Origin of the sequence: Sphingomonas sp. PvP018, from assembly GCF_017876865.1 — a bacterium.
In the GTDB taxonomy this organism is placed as follows: Bacteria; Pseudomonadota; Alphaproteobacteria; order Sphingomonadales; family Sphingomonadaceae; genus Sphingomonas; species Sphingomonas aerolata.
The window spans coordinates 2,501-25,119 of sequence record NZ_JAGIOU010000001.1; the positions used below are offsets into that span (position 1 = coordinate 2,501).

General features: G+C 64.2%; 17 protein-coding genes, 1 tRNA gene and 2 rRNA genes. 14 read left to right on the plus strand and 6 right to left on the minus strand.

All coding sequences use genetic code 11. The features are described 5' to 3' along the window. The first annotated feature begins 206 nt into the window (after window positions 1–206). The 3 genes from J3A66_RS00020 (at window position 207) to J3A66_RS00030 (ending at window position 3,495) form a co-directional block, all read left to right on the plus strand. A 23S ribosomal RNA gene (locus J3A66_RS00020) occupies window positions 207–3,003 on the plus strand. 218 nt (window positions 3,004–3,221) lie between these two features. Further along, window positions 3,222–3,336, plus strand: a 5S ribosomal RNA gene (rrf, locus tag J3A66_RS00025). 82 nt (window positions 3,337–3,418) lie between these two features. Further along, window positions 3,419–3,495, plus strand: a tRNA-Met gene (locus J3A66_RS00030). A gap of 170 nt (window positions 3,496–3,665) precedes the next feature. Here the strand turns inward: J3A66_RS00030 and J3A66_RS00035 are convergent. Together J3A66_RS00035 and J3A66_RS00040 are read right to left on the minus strand one after the other, a co-directional pair. Further along, window positions 3,666–4,628: a recombinase family protein gene (locus J3A66_RS00035; protein ID WP_209566451.1), complete on the minus strand. Its 963-nt coding sequence runs from the start codon at window positions 4,626–4,628 to the stop codon at window positions 3,666–3,668. After that, window positions 4,628–4,906 (minus strand): recombinase family protein, encoded by a 279-nt coding sequence (locus J3A66_RS00040; protein ID WP_209566452.1) that lies wholly within the window; start codon window positions 4,904–4,906, stop codon window positions 4,628–4,630. The genes J3A66_RS00035 and J3A66_RS00040 overlap by 1 nt, the downstream gene beginning before the upstream one ends. 424 nt (window positions 4,907–5,330) lie before the next feature. On the opposite strand from J3A66_RS00040, the gene J3A66_RS00045 reads away from it, so the two are divergent. The 6 genes from J3A66_RS00045 to J3A66_RS00070 all read left to right on the plus strand — a co-directional run bounded on the left by J3A66_RS00045 (window position 5,331) and on the right by J3A66_RS00070 (window position 14,582). Next, window positions 5,331–5,975, plus strand: coding sequence for a hypothetical protein (locus tag J3A66_RS00045; RefSeq protein WP_209566453.1), 645 nt, complete (start codon window positions 5,331–5,333; stop codon window positions 5,973–5,975). 112 nt (window positions 5,976–6,087) lie between these two features. Beyond that, complete coding sequence (locus J3A66_RS00050; RefSeq protein ID WP_209566454.1) at window positions 6,088–7,113, plus strand: DUF4238 domain-containing protein; 1,026 nt, start codon at window positions 6,088–6,090, stop codon at window positions 7,111–7,113. Between the two features lie 186 nt (window positions 7,114–7,299). Next, window positions 7,300–8,205 carry a hypothetical protein gene (locus J3A66_RS00055; RefSeq protein ID WP_209566455.1) on the plus strand — a complete coding sequence of 302 codons (906 nt, stop codon included), beginning with the start codon at window positions 7,300–7,302 and terminating at the stop codon, window positions 8,203–8,205. After that, window positions 8,183–8,626 (plus strand): hypothetical protein, encoded by a 444-nt coding sequence (locus J3A66_RS00060; RefSeq protein ID WP_209566456.1) that lies wholly within the window; start codon window positions 8,183–8,185, stop codon window positions 8,624–8,626. The genes J3A66_RS00055 and J3A66_RS00060 overlap by 23 nt, the downstream gene beginning before the upstream one ends. 142 nt (window positions 8,627–8,768) lie before the next feature. After that, window positions 8,769–11,954 (plus strand): hypothetical protein, encoded by a 3,186-nt coding sequence (locus J3A66_RS00065; protein WP_209566457.1) that lies wholly within the window; start codon window positions 8,769–8,771, stop codon window positions 11,952–11,954. Window positions 11,955–12,737: 783 nt separating this feature from the next. Next, window positions 12,738–14,582 (plus strand): tetratricopeptide repeat protein, encoded by a 1,845-nt coding sequence (locus tag J3A66_RS00070; protein ID WP_209566458.1) that lies wholly within the window; start codon window positions 12,738–12,740, stop codon window positions 14,580–14,582. Here J3A66_RS00070 and J3A66_RS00075 read toward each other — a convergent pair. From J3A66_RS00075 to J3A66_RS00085, 3 genes are read right to left on the minus strand one after another with little or no spacing between them, the layout of a single operon-like run. Beyond that, window positions 14,549–15,295 carry a TfuA-like protein gene (locus tag J3A66_RS00075; RefSeq protein ID WP_209566459.1) on the minus strand — a complete coding sequence of 249 codons (747 nt, stop codon included), beginning with the start codon at window positions 15,293–15,295 and terminating at the stop codon, window positions 14,549–14,551. The genes J3A66_RS00070 and J3A66_RS00075 overlap by 34 nt on opposite strands. Beyond that, complete coding sequence (locus J3A66_RS00080) at window positions 15,292–16,362, minus strand: YcaO-like family protein (RefSeq protein ID WP_192138707.1); 1,071 nt, start codon at window positions 16,360–16,362, stop codon at window positions 15,292–15,294. The genes J3A66_RS00075 and J3A66_RS00080 overlap by 4 nt, the downstream gene beginning before the upstream one ends. 37 nt (window positions 16,363–16,399) lie before the next feature. Further along, entirely contained in the window at window positions 16,400–16,690 is a 291-nt protein-coding gene (locus tag J3A66_RS00085) for a hypothetical protein (protein ID WP_192138708.1), read from the minus strand. Window positions 16,691–16,930: 240 nt separating this feature from the next. On the opposite strand from J3A66_RS00085, the gene J3A66_RS00090 reads away from it, so the two are divergent. From J3A66_RS00090 to J3A66_RS00110, 5 genes are read left to right on the plus strand one after another with little or no spacing between them, the layout of a single operon-like run. After that, window positions 16,931–18,328: a peroxidase gene (locus J3A66_RS00090; RefSeq protein WP_209566460.1), complete on the plus strand. Its 1,398-nt coding sequence runs from the start codon at window positions 16,931–16,933 to the stop codon at window positions 18,326–18,328. 29 nt (window positions 18,329–18,357) lie between these two features. Beyond that, on the plus strand, window positions 18,358–20,391 hold the full coding sequence (locus J3A66_RS00095) for a hypothetical protein (RefSeq protein ID WP_209566461.1): 2,034 nt from the start codon (window positions 18,358–18,360) through the stop codon (window positions 20,389–20,391). Window positions 20,392–20,424: 33 nt separating this feature from the next. Then, window positions 20,425–20,901 carry a hypothetical protein gene (locus J3A66_RS00100; protein ID WP_209566462.1) on the plus strand — a complete coding sequence of 159 codons (477 nt, stop codon included), beginning with the start codon at window positions 20,425–20,427 and terminating at the stop codon, window positions 20,899–20,901. Window positions 20,902–20,910: 9 nt separating this feature from the next. Further along, window positions 20,911–21,564 carry a papain-like cysteine protease family protein gene (locus J3A66_RS00105; protein ID WP_192070846.1) on the plus strand — a complete coding sequence of 218 codons (654 nt, stop codon included), beginning with the start codon at window positions 20,911–20,913 and terminating at the stop codon, window positions 21,562–21,564. A gap of 5 nt (window positions 21,565–21,569) precedes the next feature. Continuing rightward, a complete protein-coding gene (locus J3A66_RS00110) occupies window positions 21,570–22,196 on the plus strand; it encodes a hypothetical protein (RefSeq protein WP_192070847.1) in 627 nt (208 codons plus the stop codon). An 87-nt stretch (window positions 22,197–22,283) separates the two neighbouring features. On the opposite strand, the gene J3A66_RS00115 is transcribed toward J3A66_RS00110, so the two are convergent. Next, window positions 22,284–22,574, minus strand: a complete 291-nt coding sequence (locus J3A66_RS00115; RefSeq protein WP_209566463.1) for a hypothetical protein — start codon at window positions 22,572–22,574, stop codon at window positions 22,284–22,286. Between the last annotated feature and the right edge of the window lie 45 nt (window positions 22,575–22,619).

The following is a 22,619-nucleotide window of genomic DNA, read 5'->3' on the forward strand; positions in this document are numbered from 1 at the left end:
ACGAGGATTGCTTAGGCAGTTCGTGAAGCGCTTCGGCGTAACGCGATCTGGACGAGCGGTTCGAGGCTCCAGATATCGACATCATCATAATACATAATCTGGCTGAGATTATAATCATCCGCACCTGACAAAAGCTAACGCGCACTGCTCTGCCGAGTTGGTGATCCGAAAGGACACCCAGTGATGTCGTTGGTGGTGTGGACTCTCAAGCGTGAGGTAAGGGCAATTCGTGGATGCCTTGGCATGTACAGGCGATGAAGGACGTGGCACGCTGCGATAAGCGCGGGTGAGCTGTGAGCAAGCTTTGACCCCGCGATTTCCGAATGGGGAAACCCACCTATCCCGATTAATCCGAACTGTGTGGCAACACACAGGTTGGGTTAATTAGGTTAGGTATCACTTAGCTGAATAAAATAGGCTTCGTGAAGCGAACCCGGCGAACTGAAACATCTCAGTAGCTGGAGGAAAAGACATCAACCGAGATTCCGTTAGTAGTGGCGAGCGAACGCGGACCAGGCCAGTGCCTGAATTTCAACTAGTAGAAGTCTCTGGAAAGTGACGCCATAGCGGGTGACAGCCCCGTATACGAAAGTGAGAATTCAGGACTCGAGTAGGGCGGAACACGTGAAATTCTGTCTGAACATGGGGGGACCACCCTCCAAGCCTAAATACTCGTACATGACCGATAGCGAACTAGTACCGTGAGGGAAAGGTGAAAAGCACCCCGATGAGGGGAGTGAAACAGTACCTGAAACGGATTGCCTACAAGCAGTTGGAGGGCTTTTATGGCCTGACAGCGTACCTCTTGCATAATGGGTCTGTGACTTAATGTATCAAGCAAGCTTAAGCCGATAGGTGTAGGCGCAGCGAAAGCGAGTCTGAATAGGGCGCCAGAGTTTGATGTATTAGACCCGAAACCCGGCGATCTAGGCATGACCAGGATGAAGGTGCAGTAACATGCACTGGAGGTCCGAACCGATTAACGTTGAAAAGTTACCGGATGAGTTGTGTTTAGGGGTGAAAGGCCAATCAAGCCGGGAAATAGCTGGTTCTCCGCGAAAACTATTGAGGTAGTGCCTCGCACGAACACCTTAGGGGGTAGAGCACTGGATGGGCTAGGGGGTCGCGAGATCTACCAAACCTAACCAAACTCCGAATACCTAAGAGTGATATGCGGGAGACAGACGGCGGGTGCTAAGGTCCGTCGTCAAAAGGGAAACAGCCCTGACCTACAGCTAAGGCCCCCAAATCGTATCTAAGTGGGAAAGCATGTGGGACTTCCAAAACAACCAGGAGGTTGGCTTAGAAGCAGCCATCCTTTAAAGAAAGCGTAACAGCTCACTGGTCTAAACAAGAGGTCCTGCGGCGAAGATGTAACGGGGCTCAAGATACGTGCCGAAGCTTAGGGTGTGCCACTTATGTGGTACGCGGTAGCGGAGCGTTCCGTAAGCCTGTGAAGCGATCTGGTAATGGGTCGTGGAGGTATCGGAAGTGCGAATGCAGACATGAGTAGCGATAAAGAGGGTGAGATGCCCTCTCGCCGAAAGACCAAGGGTTCCTGCGCAAGGCTAATCCGCGCAGGGTGAGCCGGCCCCTAAGACGAGCCCGAAGGGGGTAGTCGATGGGAACCACGTTAATATTCGTGGGCCTGGTGGTGTGTGACGGATCATGTGTGTTGTCATCCCTTATCGGATTGGGATGGCTTCGAAATGGTTCCAGGAAATAGCCCCACCGTATAGACCGTACCCGAAACCGACACAGGTGGTCAGGTAGAGTATACCAAGGCGCTTGAGAGAAGTGTCCTGAAGGAACTCGGCAAATTGCCTCCGTACCTTCGGAAGAAGGAGGCCCTCACTATGCGCAAGCACTTTGAGGGGGCACAGGCCAGGGGGTAGCGACTGTTTAGCAAAAACACAGGGCTCTGCTAAGTCGGCTTCAAGACGACGTATAGGGCCTGACGCCTGCCCGGTGCCTGAAGGTTAAGTGGAGGGGTGCAAGCTCTGAAATGAAGCCCAGGTAAACGGCGGCCGTAACTATAACGGTCCTAAGGTAGCGAAATTCCTTGTCGGGTAAGTTCCGACCTGCACGAATGGCGTAACGACTTCCCCACTGTCTCCAGGACATGCTCAGCGAAATTGAATTCTCCGTGAAGATGCGGAGTACCCGCGGTTAGACGGAAAGACCCCGTGCACCTTTACTGCAGCTTCAGAGTGGCATTAGGAAGAAACTGTGTAGCATAGGTGGGAGGCTTTGAAGCATCGGCGCCAGCTGATGTGGAGCCATAGGTGAAATACCACCCTGTTTGTTTCTGATGTCTAACCTCGTTCCGTAAGCCGGAACAGGGACCCTCTGTGGCGGGTAGTTTGACTGGGGCGGTCGCCTCCTAAAGAGTAACGGAGGCGCGCAATGGTGGGCTCAGGACGGTCGGAAACCGTCTGTTAGAGTGCAATGGCATAAGCCCGCCTGACTGCGAGACTGACAAGTCGAGCAGAGACGAAAGTCGGTCATAGTGATCCGGTGGTCCCTCGTGGAAGGGCCATCGCTCAACGGATAAAAGGTACGCCGGGGATAACAGGCTGATAACCCCCAAGAGCTCATATCGACGGGGTTGTTTGGCACCTCGATGTCGGCTCATCACATCCTGGGGCTGGAGCAGGTCCCAAGGGTTTGGCTGTTCGCCAATTAAAGTGGTACGTGAGCTGGGTTCAGAACGTCGCGAGACAGTTTGGTCCCTATCTGCCGTGGGCGTCGAAATTTGAGAGGAGTTGACCCTAGTACGAGAGGACCGGGTTGAACATACCTCTGGTGTACCAGTCGTTCTGCCAAGAGCGCAGCTGGGTAGCTATGTATGGACGGGATAACCGCTGAAAGCATCTAAGCGGGAAGCCTCCCTCGAGATAAGATTTCATAGAGCCGTCGGAGACCACGACGTTGATAGATCGGATGTAGAAGTGCGGTAACGCATGGAGCTAACCGATACTAATTGCTCTATTCGCGCTTGAGAGTCTCACACCATCAATGACAACACTGGGGTAACCCAGCGTCAGAGACGGTGCGGATGATTAAGACGACGCCAGATCGCCAATCCCCTCGCCGTCGAGGGATTGGTCACCACACTACAAACCTTGCACGGTATCGATTTTAAAACCCTCACCCAAGCTGCAAAGCCTAAGGTGAGGGACCCAGATATCACAGTGACGCATGTCGCACCGGCTCCATTGCCTGGTGGCTATAGCGTCGGTGTCCCACCCGATCCCATTCCGAACTCGGCCGTGAAACCCGCCTGCGCCAATGGTACTATCGCTCAAGCGATGGAAGAGTAGGTCGTCGCCAGGCATTGAAGCCCGTGCGACATGCATCACACGATATCAAAACCCATTCACAATCTCATCTACCCTTACGTCCCTAACCGGACCGTCGCGGGGTGGAGCAGCCCGGTAGCTCGTCAGGCTCATAACCTGAAGGTCACAGGTTCAAATCCTGTCCCCGCAACCATCTTCATTTGCAACGCCTTTGAGGGAATCCCCGCGGAGGCTTTTTGCGTTTCCGCTCCAGCGCTTAGCTCTAGCATTGACGCAAACTCGCCGCGAAGATGGATCGTAAGTACGCCGTTTTCCGGTTTTGACACCACGGTGTCGATCAGCGAACGGATGCGCTCGATCGCGCTACGGCTGAATGTCGGTCGCGCTTGCCTCCAGTCGCGCCGTCTCCTTCGCATACTCCTCGATGAATACCGCGAGCACCTCGTCACGCACCATCTCGTTCGCGAGACCGGATAGGATGCGGGCGTCGAGATCGTCCTGGCGGATGGTCAGGCGGTTCCCACAAAAGGCTGGGCCTTTCTTTGATGCCCCCTGACAGCCGAACCGCGTGCGACCAGATTTGGCATAGCTCGAACCGCATTCGCCGCAGGTCATCTTGCCGGATGTCAGATATTTCGGGCGCTGCTGTGCGAAGAAGGGCAGGGCAGGGACGGCGTCCCGGGCCTTCATCGGGCCACGCCGCAGCGACTGTTGGCGGTCCTTGACGCTCTGCCATAACGTGTCGCTGACGATGCGTAGGCCTGGTGCTGCGACTGTGGTAGCCTGCTGCTCTTCAGCATTCAGGAATGCATGTCGTTTACCGGTATCGGGATTCTTGCGGTACGTCTGGCGGGCGTAAGCGCGTCTACCGACATAAAGTTGGTTGTTGAGAATGCCAGTACCACGCTCGGCGTTGCCGGTCAGCGTGTTGGGCGTCCATGCAGGTGGACTGCTCGAAGTTGCCCGATCACGTCGACCGCTGCGCGGGGGCGGTACGCCTTCCTCGTTAAGGCGGCGGACTATGCTGCCGGGCGATATGCCAGCAGCATAGTCTTCGAAGATCCGTACGACGATAGCGGCTTGCGCCGGCACGATCTGCTGCAGACCCCTGGTACGTTCGCCGTTCAGGTCGTAGGCGATGCGTTTCTCATAGCCATATGCCGTGCCGCCGGGATTCTTTCCCATTGCGTGCCGCTTGATTAGAGCATCGCGAGTTTTCTCGCTGGTCGCGGCAATCTGTTCGGCGTTGATCGTTCCCATCATGCCGATTTGCAGCGCCCCGACCTCACCTTCCTTACATGTGACAAGGAGGATGCCGCGGAACATCAGTCTTTCGTACAGGGAAGCATGTCCGCCTGGCTTCGCGACACCCGGTCCATCGCATCTGCGAACACTACGTCAACGCCCCCGGTTCCTACCGCGGCAAGTAACGCCTGTAGCCCGGCCCGGTGGATTGTTGCGCCGGACTGCGAACCATCGGTGTAGCAGCCGACCTCGGTCCATTTTCGCTGTGCGAGTTCGCGACGGCACATCGTCAACTGCGTGTCGATCGATAGCGGATCTTGGAGATCCGTTGAATAGCGTGCATACAGCAGTACGCGCATCAGCTTTCCTCAACCTCGTTTCGCTGAACGTTCCCGTCTACATTATAGCCTCCTGCTGTCCTGTTCAGAGCAGCTCGTCTTCGGAACTCGGTTCGTGCAAGATCGCGCGCCAGCAGCTTTGACAGCTCGATGGCCAAGCTGCTGGAGCAGCGAAGTGGGGGCGTCGGTCGCACATCACCTACATAGCCGCCAGCAAGATTGGCCTTCCCGTCCTACCCCCCTAGAGAAGAATCTGCCGCTAACCCGTCGCGGAGATTAGTGAAAACTGGTGGCACGCGGCCTGTCCGCTTTCGGGCGCTGATGGTCAGAAGCCGACGTTCGTTCAGCTGCTTCGTAATGGCAGGTATGCGCCCTTCCCGGACTGATGCGGTCCGAGCGCCCAACAGCCGGAATTGGAAGCTTTCCTGCCGTTGCTTGCGAGAGGGTGGCTGAAATCCTTTCCGCGGCGTCGAAGCTGACCTTTCCGGCGCTGATGGAGCAGGTGAACCGCGGCTTGACCGAGCCAATGGCGTTCGACGCGGAATTTCGATCGCTGCAGAACGTCTGCAATTGCCTCGAGCATCACGGTGGGCGTGTCGGCACGAAGGATGTCGATCCGGTGACCGGCATCCACACCCTCAGCTTCCCCCGCCTGCAGACCTTCTACAAGCGCGGCGACGAGGAGGTCGAACTGCTGCTGGGCGAGACCATTGACACCCACGCGCCCGACAATCCGTTTGGGAAGGAAGAAGTCACTGTCTATCTGCGCACGGATTACGCGCACACGAGATTATGCGTTAGACGAACCGGTCGTCATCGGCGCTATCGACTTCTTCGAAATCGCGATGGCGTGCCACCTGTTCGCCGCCGACTTAGCCTCGAAGCTACCGAGCTCGAATGCGCGCGATGCCGCAACCAGCGAGCCGATCCCGGCCGGCTGATCATTCATCGTGTGGCTGTGCATGGCGTGGGCCGAAATAGCGCTTCTAGAGTCCCGCCCCGCCCCTGGGTTTTGGTGACAGCCAGCGCCAGAGCAGCAACGGATAGCTGCGCGGCTTCAGGTCACGAGGTTCTGCTCGTATCGCTTTAAGAGCAATGACGCGCTATTTCGAGATCCGGGCATCGGAGTCGGCGACGCTTGGAGCGCTTCATCTAAAGCGTGGCATTGGCGAACCCCGCGCCGATCCGGCACTATGTAAATCATGTCTCCCGCTGCCGCCCCACGCCCGACCGCCGAACGCAAGCGCCACCATTTCGTATCGGTGACCTATCTCAGAAGCTGGGCTGATGCCGGCGGCAAGCTCCACGCTTATCGCTGCGACCGTCCAACCTCCCCGCTCCACGTCCGGCCAGAGGAAATCGGCTTCGAGAATTACTATTACAGCCAGACCCGCGAAGACGGCTCGCGCGACAACGATAGCTTCGAGAATCTGTTCGGCAACGTTGAGACGCGGTGGCCGCGCGTGCTGGACGCGGTGAACGCCGGATCGCTCGGCCCGGCCGTCCTCCTCGCGCTCTATTCGATGGTCACGATGATGCGCACGCGGGTGCCCGCAGCGCGCGATTATCATGAAGCGCTGATGGCGTTGGAGACCCGGACCAGCCTCAAGGCCTTGGCCGACATGGGCAAGCTGCCGGCGAAGCTGAAGCGATACGAGGATGAGCTCGACACGGTTGAGGTCACCGTCAATCGCCAGCGAACGCTGGGCACGATGGGCGAGGACATGCGCCGGTTCGGCGACATGACGCGGCGGCTCGGCTTCGAGATACTGCGCGACGATACGGGGATCGGCTTCCTCACCTCTGACAATCCGGTTGCCTATTTCGATCCCGCCGATGCCGGCATTCGCCGACCCTACATAGAGAATACGAAGGTCGAGTTCTACTTCCCGCTGTCGCCGCAATATGTGCTGCACGGCGGGAACCGGCTGCTGCGCCATGGGCCGATTCCGCGCTTTGGCGGTATCGCGGACCCTAAGAAGGTTCTCGCGATCAACCGGATCACGTCCCGTTTCGCCTATCGTCTGGCCTTTGCCCGCGACCGTTCGAACGATGATCTCATCCAGCGCCACGCCGACACATCGCCAGTGCTCGACGCACGTGTCGTACGTCGACCCGGCAAGATCGATTATCACATCGGTCACAAGTTCGCCGGCCGTCCGGTGCTGCCCAAGTTCAGGCCTGAAGCGTGCGAGGACGGCCTCTACGATGAGGATTTCGGACTATAGCACCATACCGTGCTCTCGCCCCCCGGCATCGGATCGCAAGAATCCCATTTCGCTGACGCGGCATGTCGGCGGTGTTGCGCTGGCTACTCACTTTCAATCCCGTTGCCGGGTGGGTGGACGGACGGTTCCGTGGCATGATCGGCGCCGGCCAGCGGCCGGAGGCGTCATTTTGACTAGGGAAGCTTTGTGCGGTTCCGCAAATCCGAAGGCCTGACCGAATCCGAAGCGATCCTCGCGGGCCTGTGCGAGCGTTCGTTCCTGGCGCTGTACACCTATCCCAATCTGTTCAAGCAGCTGGTCGACCTCATGGTCGTATTCCGCTCTGATATCCTGCTCTTCTCCGACAAGAGCTGCGCCTATCCCGACACCGGCGATCCCTTGCTCGATTGGCGGCGCTGGTTTGCGCGCGCGATCGGCAAGTCCGCCCATCAGGTCCGTCAGGCCGAGCGCTGGCTGCGATCTCAACCGGGCATGATCTTCCTCGACCCGGCAGCATCGGCGCCGCTACCAATCGGGCTCCCGCCGCCGGCTTCGGTGAAGGTTCACCGCATCTGCTTTGCGACCGGCGCTGCGGACCGGTGCCGCCGGGAGACCGGCCAGCCGATGCTTGGGATCGACCTCACCGTCACCGATGCCGAAGCGCCGCTGCGCGTCGGCATCGTCAGCGAGGCCGGCGGGTTCCTGCACGTGTTCGACGCCGAGGTGCTCGAACTCGTGCTCACCGAGCTCGATACGATCAGCGATTTCGTCGCCTATCTGGATGCCAAGGCCGCGCTCGCCGCGGGTGGCCAGTTCAAGGGCGCGCCTACCGAAGCCGATCTCCTCGCGTATTACCTCCATCATGGTCGAACATTCCCGGCGGCGACGGGAGACTTCGTGCTCAAGCACAATCTATGGCGTCAGGTCGCGGCCCAGCCGGCCTTCATCGAGGGCCGCCGCCTTAACCGTGAGCACCGAACCTGGGACCGGCTGATCGAATATATCACCCGCCAGTTTCTCGCCGGACAGCTCGAATTCGGCAACGAGCTGACGATGGACGATTATGAAAGGGTCGTCCGGATCATGGCCGGTGAGAGCCGGTTCTACCGGTAGATCCTACCGGCAGATCCTATCGCAGTCGATCGAGGAGCGCGCTGCGCGCGACGCTGGAGAATGGATCGGCTCGCTGCTGCCGTCCGAGCATCCCGACATCCAATACGTCTTGCTGATCGGTCCTGGCGCATCGCGCGACGACTATGCGGAGTATCGCGCCCACCGTTCCCGCGAACTGGTGCTCAGGTGCCATGCCGCCAAGTCCGCTCGCCCGGCCGCGCGCTACATTGTCGGAATCGGCGTCGATGCGGCCGCACAGCGTGGCAGCTCCGAAGACCTCGTCTATCTCGACACGGCGGGCTGGACCGAGGACGATATGGCGCGTGCCAATGCGATCCGCGGCGATCTCGGCTATTTCGTCGAGGGCAGCATGGTCGTGCAGCCGCGCAACGTAGAGGAATATCCAGGCGCCGGACGTTGAATGCTCGGAGCTGATAATCACGCCGACAAGGGGCGCGGACGATTGGACGCGGCCGCCCCGGCTACCTATCTCTTCTGTGATGGCAGACGGCGCACCCGAGCAAGATGAAGCGACGAAGCACGGCATTCTCCCGTCGCAATTCATGCGCCGGCTGCGGCCCGAATATTATTCGGACACGCGAGATCGCACCGATTACCAGCTCGACGCGTCACTGCTCGGGTATCATCTCGAGACGCTGACCAGCCGCAACGAGACTCACGCCTTCGAGATCTTCTGCCGCAAGCTGTGCGAACGCACCATTTGCCCCAATCTGCGGCCCCAGACCGGGCCTGATGGCGGCGGCGACAGCAAGGCCGACACCGAAACTACGCCCGTCGCCGACGAGATCAGCGACCTCTACTATGAGGGCGAGGCCAATTCGGGCCGAGAGTGCTGGGCGTTCGCCTTCAGCGCCAAGCAGCGCTGGAAGCAGAAGATCATCGACGATGTCCAGGGGCTGATCGACACCGGTCGGCGCTATGATCGCATCATCTGCGTGACCAGCCGGTTCGCCAAAGCCATGGACCGCGCCAAGCTTGAAACCGAGCTGAGCGCGAAGGCCGGCCTCCCGGTCACCATCCACGACCGGTCCTGGATCGTCGCGGAGGTGATCGAACATGGCCGAAAGGACATCGCCTACAATCATCTCGGCATCGGCACCGAGGTCAGCGATGCCAGCCGCCTCGGCCCAACCGACTATTCGCGCGTCCAGCAGCTCGAAGCGGTCGAAGCCGAGCTAAGCGATCCGGACGGCTATCGCGGCCTCGAGCAGCACCGTGTCCTCGATGCGCTGCTCGCCGCCAAGCTCGCCCGCGGCATCGAAAAGCCGGGTGTCGACATCGATGGCCGCTTCGCCCGCGCGATCCGGCTCGCCGACCGGCACGGCACCCTCCACCAGCGTATCGAGGCGCGCCATGAGCAGCTCTGGACCGCCTATTGGTGGTTCGACGATTTCGCCTTACTCGATTCCGAATATAGAGCGATCGAGCAATTGGCCGACGATGCCGGCTACGCGCGCACGCTCGGCTTCCTCGTAAATCTCGGCCAGCTCCTCTTCAACGCGGTGATGCACGATCATCTCGATCGCTCCGCGTGCCAGCTCGATCGGCGCATCGCCGCCATCGTCGCGCTGCTGCAGCCGATGGCAGCCGGCGGCGAGCGGCCCAACAACCAGCTCGAAGCCGAGGCTGCCCTCTGCCACATCGGGATGAACGAGGCCGCGCTCGCCGGCGATGGCGAGGCGTTGTCCGAGGTCTGGCAGCGCTTCGCCGCGATCCTCGACCGGGCCGAAGGCCTCGGCGAGTTCGATGCGACACGCGTCATCAAGCTCATCACCGTCGCCGAGCGGGTCGCCGGAGATGACCCCGCTTATGCTTTGCTGGTCGACAAGCTGGCCGATTTCGTCGCGGTCCGTACCGGCGAAGCGCAAGGCGCGCTGATCCTACTGCGTCGCGCGGAGAAGCTGGGTCTCGGCCGTCATTTCGAGATGATCCGGTTGCTATCCAAGGCGGCGTCGCGGCTCACGAAGAAGGAGCATTCCGCCGACCTGACCGACGCGCTCTGCCTCCTCACCGTCGCCTATCGCAGCGCCGGCTTGCTGTGGGCGGCGAGAGCGACCTGCATATTCGCGCTCTCGGCCTTCATCATCGATGCGGAGGAAGGCGGCCGGCTGCGGCTACGCTTTGCGGTGGTCGCGAAAATCTGGGCGACATTGTCGCTCGACCTCCACCATTTTGCCGACTTCGTAGTCGCTATGGGGCTCGTCCGAGGCGCGACCGAGGCGCTGCCGTTTAGCGACAAGGACCGCGCGAAGTGCAGGCGCGATGCGCAAGATTTCGAGATCATCGCGGCAAGCCAGATCGTCAACCTGCCCGACGCCGAGCTCGCCCGGCTCTCCGACTGGCCCGACATCTTCGACCAGGCCCAGCTGATCATGCCGCGCACCGCCCTACTTTACGCGCTCGGCTACGAGAATGTGCTGCGCGCCGATCAGAGCATCCCGCCGACCGAAACCGAAAAGGGCGTCAAGGAGATGTTCTCGTCGCTCGCCAGCCAGCCGGCCGGCACCCAAGGGGCGGCAACCGGACCGATCCTCTATGCGCCGAATGTTCCCCAGACCATCTCGACCACCCTGATTGGGATGCAGGTCGAGATCCGATCCTCCGGCAGCGACCATGCGATCCTTGCCGCCGAGGCCGTCGCCGGAAGTCTGGAGGCCTTCTTCGCCACTACCATCGAGCATCACGTGATGCCGCATACCGAGCGATTTGCGATCGACGTCGTCGAAAATGCCGCGATCGTACGGCCAAGCTTCTCGGTCGATCGCGATACGATGCGCGCGAGGCTCGCTTGGCCGGCAGACCTGCCGCCCACCCGATACGGGGAGCAAGCGATCATTCGCGACTTGTGGGTCGATATCGCCGCCGAGCTGCTCGCCGCAACCTGTTTCGTCCCCGATTCCGAGCGCGTCTTGACCGCGCTGGTCAGCGACGAACGCGTCATCGGCCGCATGGCGCTCGTGACAACCGCTGCCAACAGCTACCACCGGATGAACGGCCGCTACATCACCCGGCCGAGCGGCCTCAGCGACGCGGCGCCCGCATCCTATCCACCGCGCGCCCCGCGGCCGGTCATCGAAAAGATCGATCTCGTCACCATGGCGGCTGCCCGATCGGGGCGGTCGGCCGATGAACACTGTGTCGGCGAACCGGCAGCGGAAAGCCACCGCAAGCTTGGCGTCCGGTCGATCACCGAAGTGCATTTGTGGGACCAGGCGGCGTGGCGCGGCGCCGGTTTCGATCAGAACGGACCTGGCTATCCGCCGCTCTTCGCGTTGATCTTCGAGAATGAGGCGGCCGCAACCAAGATTTTCGAACGGTGGCGCGATGATGTCGGGATCTACGACGAGCAGGACCGGATCCGCCTGTCGCTGATCCGTCGCCTGCCCGACCGTGATCCAAGCCATTATTCGATTCAACTCAGCGCCAACGCACTACCGGGCGAGCTCGAGAGCGGGCAGATGATCGGCTTCACGGTCCGGTCGTTGATCGTGCAAGCCACGAGCGATGAGAATTTGGAGAACTTTTTCGGCAGCTACCGCCACTATCACGCTTATTATCTGATCCCGGCGATCTGGCACGAGGGCATGGCGGAGCCGAACTTCCTTACCAACATGCTGATCCTCAAGCGGCAGCTCAATATCGTCGACGCTGCCGACGTGACCGATCAGCAGATCGAATGGATTGCGGTGAAGCAGTCGCTCGAGCCTGACGAGGGGCGAGGCGGCTAAGGTTTGCCGGACATGATGCTTGTGGGGGATGGCGCCTGCCCCGGCGGGCACGGCTCGGGCACCGATCTCAAGCTATCTGCGGCACAAGCTGATGGATTAGACCGGAGCGCTGCAGCTTTCGGTTCCTCACCTGCTCCGGATACTGAACAACCTGGCGTCGAACGGCTTCTCTGGGCGCCAAGCGGACGTTGCGTTGGTTGCCTCGAACGTCCGGGAAGGGCGCAGAGTAGCCACGAGTGCTGAGTGAATAAGTGTCCGGTTCTGGGATGCAGCGATGTCGCCCTGGACGGCCGAGAGTGGGTCTTCGCGATGGATGCCTCTAGCAGGCGAGGGCCGCGTGCTCGTCTTCTGCCGCGTTTGTGAAACGAAGCGTCACCGGCAGCGTCTTCGGAAGAGGCACGCCTAGGTGGCTGGCCCTCCATCTAAGGCTGACCGCGTCGGCTTCGACCAGATCTCCAGCGGGGCAATCGTCCGAGTGGCTGGGTTTCGTCGGATCCCGGTGGAGGATCCGTTATGGGGGCCGCTCGAACTGGCGTGCGGAGCGGCTGGAACTACTCGACCCGCTTCGAACCGGGCGGCAGCGGGGCAGCATCGGCTCCGCGACGTGGTAAGTTCACGCTGCTGCTTCTACGCGGTCGGTCGTGACTTGCAGTCGGTGACGAATTGCAGAACAAGGTGTCCACGAGTCCCTCCGCCGGGCGAGAGGACCCCAGCGTCCATACCCGTTTGTAACTGGAAGGACGGAGCGATGAACGGGTCGGAACAGACGAGCGCCAGGCGACGATGAACGGTCGCGCTCCACTCAGGCTGACGGTGTTCGGCATGCCGGCACTGCACGACCCGACCGGCAGTCGCATACCTCTGGGCGTGCGGGCTACCGCTCTCCTGACCGTGCTCGCGCTGGAGCCCACCAGCATGGGTCGAGCTGGCCTTGCGCACCTGCTGTGGCCCGATCGGCATCCTGAGCAGGCGAGGGCGAGCCTCCGTCAATGCCTGCTGGAACTGCGCCACGCAGTGGAGCGGCGCGGAACGGAGTTCCCGATCGCTGCGGAGGCAGGTCGCCTCGCGTTGCGGCCGGACCGAGTGACGAGCGATCTCGCCGACATCGAGGCAGCGGCCGCCACAGGCGACCGGGCGGCGCTCGCACGGGCGCTCAGCAACGCCACGCCGCGGGCGCTGCTCGCGGAACTCGAGCCTTCCGTCCCCTTCGTGGAGTGGGTCGCCACGGTGCGAATCCGCGTCGGGACGGAGCTGCGGCGGGCGACGACCGCGCTTCTGGCCCGCGGCGAGGACGCGGCGGACGAGGGGGATTGGGCATCGTCCGCGGAACTGGCGCGCGCCTGGCTCGCCCATGATCCCACCTGTCCGCTGGCCGCAGCCGTCCTCCGCGGACGCATAGCGATGTCCGATGCACCGGAAGCGCGCACGCCCCTGCCGCCGCTCGCGCTTCCCGCGGATGCGCCGCCCGCACTCTACGTCGAGCGATTCGGCCACGGGGGCGCCGCGGAGGACGCCGCCCTGGCGCAGGCCATCCGGGAGGAGGTCGTGTCGGCGCTGTCGCGGTTCCGGGAGGTCCGGGTGGTCGTGCTCGCCGACGACGCACGAGCGGACGCGCATGGCGGGTCCGACACCGCCTACCTTCTGAGCGTCACGCTGCGACCGGTCTCGGACGGAACGGTCGTCACCGCCCGCCTGGCCGCGATGTCCGGGGGTCAGGTGCTGTGGGCATCGCGCTTTCCCCTGGTCGCCGACCGGATCGATGCCGCGATCGACGAGATCGTCGAGAGGATGGCGGCGGCGGTGGCTCCTACCGTCGAGAACCACATCGCGGCATATGTCGGCAATCGGCCGACCGGCACGCTGTATTCGCGCTACCTGTCCGGCCGCGTGCGTTCCATGCGCCCACCGGACCATGCCGCCGCGCGGGCGGCGGCGGACGAGCTCGAACGGATCGTCGCGGAAGCGCCCGATTTTTCGTCGGCGAAGCTTGCGCTCGCGCGTCTCTACAACACGGACTTTGCCTGGACGCGGGCAATGAGCAGCGGCGACGAGGAGCGGGCGCGCGCCCTGCTGCTGGCGCGGTCGGCGGTCGCGGGCGATCGGGGGCACGCGCATGGGCACAGCCTCCTCGGGTGGTGCCATCTGAGGCAGCACGAATGGGGAGCGGCACGCCGCTGCTTCGACGAGGCGATTCGCCTCAACCCCTTTCATGCTGAGCGGCTTATGGAGGTGGCCTACGGCCTTATCCATCTAGGCGACCTCGACGCGGGCGAGACCTTGCTTCGACGCTGTCTGGCAATCAACCCGGTCTCGACCGACGGCTTCCACTTCGATATGGGCATGCTGGCCCTGATCCGCGGCGATCCTCTGCTCGCTACCGAGCATTTGTCGATGATCGTCGATCCCGACTGCTGGGGAGCGATTGCGACGGCTCTGGCCGCCGTTCAGGGGGGAGTGCGAGCCGAGGCGACGATCGCGCGAGCGCGCTCGGCGGTCTCCGCGGTCTGGATGGGGGGGCTGCTGCCGAACCGATCGGCGCTGAGTGATTGGGTGGTGACGCGACATCCCTTCAGGCTGCCGCAGCATCTCGAGCGCTACGTCGATGGGCTCGAGCGGATCGGCGGATGAAGCTTGACCCCGCGCTGTCGCGCGAGGGCTTGGAAGAAGAATGTTCTCGGAGGCGGCGTGCGCGAGGTAGATCGCCACGGATCCAGGCATGCCTTCAGGCATGATTGGGCGTCCAGCGCCTTGATCGGGACGCGGCCGGAAGGAAGCCACCCCGCGAAGCGTTCGAGATCCGCCCCATCGACGGACCTGCGGCAATCACGGAGGATGGCGGTCCACGTGCGCTCCCGCCAGAAGCATCCGCGGGCATGCTCGCGGATGATGCGTGCTGCAGGCGCTGAAAGGATCGCCGCTCGAACGGAGGCGGCGAGGGTCGCGCGCACGTCAACCAGCGGTTCGGTCAGTGCGCGGTATTCCAGTTCGCCGGGGGCATGTAGCAGGGCGACTTCGTCGTCTGCGGTGATGTGACCGCTCCGGTAGGCGGTGAAGACCGCTCCGACCCCCTCCATGCCGAAATGGTGCAACTCGGCCGCCCGCAGCGCTCCCATGCTGGAGGAGCCGAGCACGCGGAACCCCCGGGCCATCAATTCGAGGATCTCCTTGTGCTGGACCGCGGCCTGCGCATCGAAGACGCCGTCTATCAGGGCGACGACGCGCGGCTGCCCGTCCGCGAGGGCCAGCATGTCGCCTGCGCTCGCTGGCGGCAGGCGGACGACGCTTTCCAGCGGCAGCCCCGCCACGCTCGGCCCTGCGAACACGATTGGCGGAAGGCTCATGCCGGGCGCCTGCGGCGGGCTTCGAAGCCGAGACCGGGCACGAAGACCTTGACCGAAATCGCCGAGGCCTGGGCCGGAGAGAGTTCCACGAAGCCGGCCTGAGGATATCCCGCGCCGCCGAGCGCGCCGACTACGCCTTCGAGGTCGGCGAGGCGAGAGGTTCGAAGATCGAAGGGATGTCCTTGCCAGTCGGATCGCTGCGGCAGGGAGATCGGCTGCCTCAAGGTTCCAGCCTGCGCCCCGCTCAGCGGAATGGTGTCGCGCGATCCGGCGATCTGGCTGCAGCGCGTCTGGAGCGCCTCGAGGAGCGCCTTAAGAGCGGACTCCTCCGGGTCGAAGGCGGCCGCCGACCCCCAGACGTGCTCGTGCGGGCTGACGCGGGGGCCGTGGGTGGCGATCTCCGCCACGTGCACGGGCACCGCGATCAATGCCTGGACACGATAGAGGCGCCACCCGATCCCGAGCGCCGCCATGCGGGCGTCGATGGACCGCAGTACATCGGAATGCAGGGTGCGGGTGTCGATTTCCGATCCGCAGCGCGAGACGACCGAACCTGCGATCCATTCGGCGACGGCGTCTCGCTCGATCACCTCGAGGAGCGCCGAAAGGACCGCCGGCTCGCGTGCGAAGTGGGCCGCCTGGCCGTTGCTGTTCCGCGCCAATCCGGGGTGGGTCGCCGCCGCGCAGTCCAGCGAGACGCAGTCGCCGGGCACATGGAAGGCGGGATGGCAGCCGAGCGGTTCGACCGGCACCCATTCGACCGCGGCGGAAGGGTCCGGGGAGCCGCGGCGATAGGCGAAATCGTCCAGGGTCGGTGCGCGTAGGGCAGCCGGCAGCGAATCCCAGCTGCAGCAGATCGCGGCTGATCCGGGCAGCCACTGCTCGGCATGGTGGGATTCGATGGCCTCCATGAGAGCGCCGCGTCGCGCCTCCGCGTCGTCCAGACCCTTGCCCTGGTGGACCGTGAGCGCACGCGACCACGGCCGCACCGCCTGCCAGACGGGCACGCCGACGCAGTCGAGGCCCGTCAGCTCGGCCAGACGCGTCACCCCGGCCTCGATCATCACCCGGGCGAGACGTTCCTCCTCGGACGTGACGCTGCGCCTAGCTTTGATTCGGATCGGTGGACTGGTCGCTGCGGACGAGTCCGAGGGAGGCGTCTATCACGGCCGTGAACGTGCCCCCGGCTGCGACCCCCGCCTCGAAGCTCGCGGCCACCGCGTCGCAGGCTGCGATCTGCGATCCCGTCGCGTCCGTCCTCCGGAAGGCGACCATCGCGAGCGGCATCCAGTAAGTGTCGTCGATCTTGATGATCAGGCGCGGCTCGGAGAGCGCCGGCGTCGCGCCCATCGGCAACTCGCCGTCCAGCGGCTTTACGAAGACATCGGCTTCCATCGTCATCCTCCTACCCGATGCGGCGGACAACTGGCCCGTCGCGCCGCCACCTTCCAGGTTGATCAGTCTTCTGTCGAGCCGCTGCGGACACGTCCGCCGTCAATAATGCGTCAAAGACGCGTCAGCGACTTGCTGACGCACGGTCCCGCGATGCTTGTGACCTGCAGCCGTTCCGAGTGCGGCATTCCGAGCCGGCGCCGCACGACTGCGGTCGTGACCGTGCGGTCTGAAGGAGATCAGATGAGCGTTCCCGAGAACCTGCTGCGGCAACCCCTGGTGTGGCGCCAGCCGGTGCTCGCCCCATTGCTCGCCGACCTGCAGGCCAACATCCTCAAGGGCCACGGTCGACCGCACGCCGAGCTGATGCTGCTGCGGTTCGATCCCGCGCGGCGCACGTCCATCCGTGCCGCGCTGGCCGCTCTCGAACTGACGTCGGCCACCCACCAGCTCGAAGATGCAGAGCGGCGACGCACGGACGCAAAGTTCGACGGAGGACCGGTGGTCCTGCTTTTCTTGACGGCGCGCGGCTACGACGCGCTCGGGGTGGCGTCAGCGCGAGTGCCAGGGGGCGCCGCCTTCACCGCCGGCATGGCTGCCCGGGAGGCGCTCGGGGACCCTTCTTCTCAAGATTGGGAGGACGGATATCGGGAAGGAGCGGACGCCATGCTCCTCGTGGCGGACGGCAGCCTGAAGGGGACCGCGGCCGCCGCCGCCAGGGCGATCGAGGCGCTGACGACCGCCGGAGCCCGGATCGCCGCACGCGAGACTGGCGCCGCCCTGTTCCGCGATGGAGCGGGCATCGAGCACTTCGGCTACGTGGACGGACGCAGCCAGCCGCTGATGCTGGACGACGAGGTGGTCCGCGAGCTGAACCAACAGGGCGAACCGTTCGTCTGGGATCCCCGCTTCGGTCCCCTCGACGTGGCTCTGGTGTCCGATCCCGGCGGAGCGGGGCCGAATAGCTACGGCTCGTTCCTCGTCTTCCGCAAGCTCGAGCAGGACGTGGCGGGCTTTAAGTCCGCGGAGGACGGGCTTGCGGACGCGCTGGACCTTATGGCGCCGGATGCGCGCGAACTCGCCGGCGCGCTCGTGGTCGGTCGATTCGAGGACGGCACGCCGGTGGTTGCCTCGAAGCGGGCGCTCGGCGCCGCGCACGTTGCGAACAACTTCGTCTACGACGGCGACCCGGGTGGCGCGCGCTGTCCCTTCCAGTCCCACATCCGCAAGACCAATCCGCGGGGAGGAACGGTGCCGCTGGGTGCGACGCTCGCCGACGAGCGGAGCCGTCTCATGCCGCGGCGCGGCATAACCTACGGCGCGAGGGCGCCGGACCTCGGCGACCGGCCTGCGAAGGGGGTCGGCCTGCTTTTCATGGCCTACAATCGCGACATCGAACGGCAGTTCGAATTTACGCAGGCGGCGTGGGCGAACGACGACGCCTTCCCGTGCTCGGGAACGGGGCGGGATCCGGTGATCGGCAGCGGTGCCGCCGGCCATCTCTGGCCCAAGTCCTGGGACCACCCGGAGGCGGGAACGCTCGGTTCCGACTTCAGCAGCCACGTGACCCTGCTCGGCGGCGAGTATTTCTTCGCGCCGTCGCTGAGCTTCGTCGGCGGGCTGGCGCTCCGCCCCGATTAACGCGCCACGGCGCAGCGAAGGAGACCGACATGATCAAAGCCTGCACCAGATGCGGCATCTCCACCCTGGCGATGCTCGCGGGAGCCTGCACGACGCAGATCTCGACGCTTCCGGACGTCACCATGACCCTGCCGCAGGCGGCGTTGCCCGGGACGACCTACAACCTCCCGATGCTGCAGTATCGGATCGAGGTCACCCGCACGCTCTCGAATTGTCCAACGACCAGGCTGATCCCGGCTGCGGACGGCTCGTCCTCGCAGCGGGAGCTGTTCGTCGATCCGACGCTGACCTTCGACGTCAAGGTCGTCGCCACTTCGCAATACGTGCGCGGCGAGTCCTACGTGGTTGATTACCGCTCCCTGTCCAATCTCTTCAAGCAGACGGGATTCGGCTTCGCCAACTACCCGGAGACCGGCAACCTCAAGTCGATCAACGTGTCGGCGGACGACAGGACGGGAGACGTGCTGAAGGACGTGGCGTCCGTCGGGTTGACCGTCGCAGCGCTGGCTGGAGGCGGTCCTCTCGCGGGCGCCGCGATGGCGCCGGCGGTGCTCAGGGTCGGGGCGAGCGACACGGGGGGCGGAGGCGTGAAGGGCCTCGCCGCCAAGCCGGTCAAGCAGATCAACGCGGAGGACGACGCGGCACTCTACGAGCTCGCCGGCCGTGCGATCAAGCGGTCGACCTTCATCGACTGCGCGCAGTCGGCCCGCGAGGCCCTCGCAGCCCGCGAGAGCAGTGCGAAGGAGGTCAAGGCGGCGACGGCGGCCCTGACGGCGATCACCGCGCGGGTGCGCAACGGGACGCTAGTTGCCGGCGTCAGGGGTCTGTCCCCGACGGTGAAGGCCGGATATGCCGCCACGCTCGCCAAGGACCTGAGCGCGCTGGACCAGGCCCAGACCGTCCTTGAGGCGAAGACGCTGGCCAAGGGCAAGGCCGACGCGATGCTGCTCGAGACGAGCCCGCGTGTCTGGCCGGAACGGCTGTCGGATCGGGCTGGCCCGCTCAACGCCCCCGAGAAGGTCCGGGACGCATTCACCTCCCAGATGGGGGAGAGACCCGCGCAGGCAAGCCGCGTTCTTGACGTGCACGGCTTCGCGGTGCTCCTAGCCGCCTTCCGCGTTCGGCAGCCCGAACGCTTCGAGCGCCTCGCCGCCCGCTACGCATATCTCAGATCCTACCTCCTCCCGAACGGCGCCTCTCCGCCCAAACCGAGCGAGGGCCCGAGCGCGTGCAAACCGGGCGATCCCAGCCTCGACGTCTCCGCCTGCCTCACTGCTTCGCTACAGCTGGCGATGAGGCTCGACACCGTCGAGATGAACGGCGGAAGGTTCCTCGAAGGTGGATGCGCAGGTTTGGACCCGGAGTTTCCAACTCTTGATTGTCGGAAAATGCTAGAACTGCCGACGTCTGGCGTGTCGGGCGGGCGCGTGACGGGCGGTAGCGGGCGGTCGGCAACTCTCGGTTCGGAGGTAGTGGACGCTTGGGAGTTCCGGAACGGCGAGGCGGTGCCGAAAGGGGGCGTGTTCATCCGCCAGCCCGTGCGGGCGCGGCTGCTCGTGTGCCGCGGCGCGACCTGCGACGCGAACACGTCGGAGAACCTGCTCGTGGTCGATCCCAAGGCCGCGCCGACGTTCGCGCCGCAACTCGGCCAGCTCCGCTTCCTGCCTTTCAGGAACGTGGCGTTCCAGTCCAACGAGCTGGCGCTGGAGCTGGCCGCCGACGGCACCATCGCCAAGTTCGAGTATAGGGACAAGGCGGCGATCGCGGCCGGTATGGCCGCCACCGCCGCCGCGATCGCGAAGCAGGCGGATGACGATCGCACGAAGCGGCGGGACGAGGCCGCCAAGGCCCGGACGCAGGGGGTCGCCGATCTGCAGGCGGAGATCGATGCCCACGAGAAGGAGGCCAGGCTGATCGAGCTCCGGACGCCGAAGACCGCCGATCAGCTGGCGGCGGACCGGGAGATCGCGGACCTGAAAGCCAGGACGGCCCTGCTGGACGCTAAGTTCGCCAGGCAGAAGGCCCACAACGATCTGCTCGCAGCGGGAGGGAGAGATGACTGACCATGCCGGATCACGCAGGATGGGAAAGGTGAGATGACCGAAGCGTCGAAGGTTGTTCCTCATATCGGCGAGAATAAGGGAGACCTGGACAAGGGTGCCGCCCGGCTCCCGGTCTACACGCTAGTCGCAGCGGCCCTGCTCGCCGTCGCCTGGCTGATCGCCTCGTGGCTCATGTATGAGCGGTTCGTGCCGCCCGGTCAGCCCGAAGCGTGGGACCGGGCGCTCGTGCTCTACAATGGGCTGTCCGCCGTCGGCTTCACCGCGATCGGCGTGCTCCTGGGGACGCAAGTTCAGCAGGTGAACGTCGCGGCCGCGCGGCGGGAGGCCGCGTCTGCCAGGCAGGGCGAAGCCGAGGCCAAGTCGGGTGCGGCCGCGACCAAGGCCGGTGCGCGTGCGGCCGCTAAGGCGGCCGGCGCCGGAGACGACCGCGGCGGCGCCGGCGTAACCGATGCGAACGCGGCGCTCGTCCGCCTGGCGCTCGTCCGCAACCAGCTGATCGACATCCTGTAGGAGGGAAAGATGCAAATTCCGGCTTTCATGGGAGCGCCGCTGGCGCTGCGATCATCGGATCGTGGTGGAGCGCCGTCGGGGACCGAGCACGTCGTTCCGGGCTTCGAGCTGGTCTGCCAGGAGCAGACGAATTGGTGCTGGGCTGCGGTGACGCAGGCGGTCGAACGGCTGGATCACAACCCGGTCGAGCAGGCCGACATCGCCACCGACCACATCGCCCGAAGTCGACCCGACGAGGGTTGCGACGTGTTCGATCCGGCCGATGTCGAGGAGCGCGCCTGTGCGGAGGCCAGCTGCGATGCCCACTGCAACTCGCCCCATTCGCTCACCGCCATCCTTAACGAGCGTGGCCGTCTGCGGGAGAACGGCGGGCTGGGCCGCATTAGCTTCTCCGCCCTGAAGGCCGAGATCATGGCGGGTCGGCCGGTGCCGTGCCGCATCGCCTGGCAGACCGGCGGTGCGCACTTCGTCTGCGTCGCGGGGGTGTCGGACGGAGGAGCCGGCAAACGGTTTGTCCACGTCTACGACCCGCTGTTCCCGGGACTGGCCCAGGGGAGGGCCGACCGCTTGACCATGCGCTTCGACACGTTCCGGGACGGCTACGCCGACCGCACGGGCGAGAAGGTGCTGGGCGAGCAGAGCCACGCATATCTGGTAGGATGAGAGCCATGACGATCATGTCCAGAGCAACACCGGAGTCCGCCGACGCCTTCGTCGCGGACGAACTGCAGGCGGTCAGCCGTTCGCGCGGGCGCGGCGACTTCAACACGGCAGCCGCGGACGCGGGAGGAGGTGCCTCCGTGCCGACGGGGGCGGGTCTGCCGCTTTACGGCATGCCGCTCGCCGCTCTGACCGAGGCGGCGCTGAGCGACGGGTCCGATGCCGCGCTGGGCGAGGCGCGTCAGCTGGGCTGGAGATACCTCATCAGCGACGCGCGCGGCCCGAAGATCGTGGACATGCTGGACCAAGACGGTGGGAAGCCGGCGGCGATGGTCATCAAGGGATCGCTCGTGGACCGCTTCGGCAAGGCGGGCGCCCTGGCGGAGGAGGATGCCCCTGATCGACTGTTCGAGGCGCGCGTGCTCGATTTCGGTCGTCTGGGCATGAGCGAGCTGTGGCTGCACTGCGAGGACGGCCCCGACGTCTTCTACTCGCTCGCGACACCGGAGCCGTCTCGGCGCGAGGCCTCGGAGGTGCTCGGGGAGGCAGGCGACCGCGCGCGTCGGCAAGCGAGGCTCTCCGACGGTGGCGGTGGTAAGTCGAAGCGGCACCGGAAGGATGATCGCGGGGGGTGAGCGATGACGCCCGAAGTGAGCGCTGCCGGCGACCGCACCGCGGGGCGTTGGCAACCCGGCGATGCGCCTTGACTGCAAGCGTCGTCGCTAGAGCAGTTTTCGTGCGACGTGAATCGTTGAGGGATGCCCGAGCGGGTCGAAGTCTGATTCAGCCGTGTGTCCGGTGGCGGGAGGCCGGGCATATGCCGCGCGCATGATGTTCGAGAATATAGCCTGCGACCGCCCCTCGACCGTCGCGGCGTTGAAACGGGCGGAACGTGCTCCGAAGTGGTCGACCGTGCTGCAGCCCGGCAGCAGCAGGAAACCAGCCATCGTCCTCGTCCGCCAGGCGTGCCGGAATGCGGTCGAACTGCGCCGCTTGAGAAACAGGCTTGTCATCGATCCCCCTCTCAGCCGATGCATCGGGCAATATAAAGCGCAGCT

What these genes read in the sequence shown, in the direction of transcription:
- J3A66_RS00035 (WP_209566451.1), bottom strand. Translation starts at nt 4,628, where the DNA reads ATGTTCCGCGGCATCCTCCTTGTCACATGTAAGGAAGGTGAGGTCGGG.
- J3A66_RS00040 (WP_209566452.1), bottom strand. Translation starts at nt 4,906, where the DNA reads ATGCGCGTACTGCTGTATGCACGCTATTCAACGGATCTCCAAGATCCG.
- J3A66_RS00050 (WP_209566454.1), top strand. Translation starts at nt 6,088, where the DNA reads ATGTCTCCCGCTGCCGCCCCACGCCCGACCGCCGAACGCAAGCGCCAC.
- J3A66_RS00065 (WP_209566457.1), top strand. Translation starts at nt 8,769, where the DNA reads ATGCGCCGGCTGCGGCCCGAATATTATTCGGACACGCGAGATCGCACC.
- J3A66_RS00070 (WP_209566458.1), top strand. Translation starts at nt 12,738, where the DNA reads ATGAACGGTCGCGCTCCACTCAGGCTGACGGTGTTCGGCATGCCGGCA.
- J3A66_RS00075 (WP_209566459.1), bottom strand. Translation starts at nt 15,295, where the DNA reads ATGAGCCTTCCGCCAATCGTGTTCGCAGGGCCGAGCGTGGCGGGGCTG.
- J3A66_RS00085 (WP_192138708.1), bottom strand. Translation starts at nt 16,690, where the DNA reads ATGGAAGCCGATGTCTTCGTAAAGCCGCTGGACGGCGAGTTGCCGATG.
- J3A66_RS00090 (WP_209566460.1), top strand. Translation starts at nt 16,931, where the DNA reads ATGAGCGTTCCCGAGAACCTGCTGCGGCAACCCCTGGTGTGGCGCCAG.
- J3A66_RS00095 (WP_209566461.1), top strand. Translation starts at nt 18,358, where the DNA reads ATGATCAAAGCCTGCACCAGATGCGGCATCTCCACCCTGGCGATGCTC.
- J3A66_RS00100 (WP_209566462.1), top strand. Translation starts at nt 20,425, where the DNA reads ATGACCGAAGCGTCGAAGGTTGTTCCTCATATCGGCGAGAATAAGGGA.
- J3A66_RS00105 (WP_192070846.1), top strand. Translation starts at nt 20,911, where the DNA reads ATGCAAATTCCGGCTTTCATGGGAGCGCCGCTGGCGCTGCGATCATCG.
- J3A66_RS00110 (WP_192070847.1), top strand. Translation starts at nt 21,570, where the DNA reads ATGACGATCATGTCCAGAGCAACACCGGAGTCCGCCGACGCCTTCGTC.
- J3A66_RS00115 (WP_209566463.1), bottom strand. Translation starts at nt 22,574, where the DNA reads ATGACAAGCCTGTTTCTCAAGCGGCGCAGTTCGACCGCATTCCGGCAC.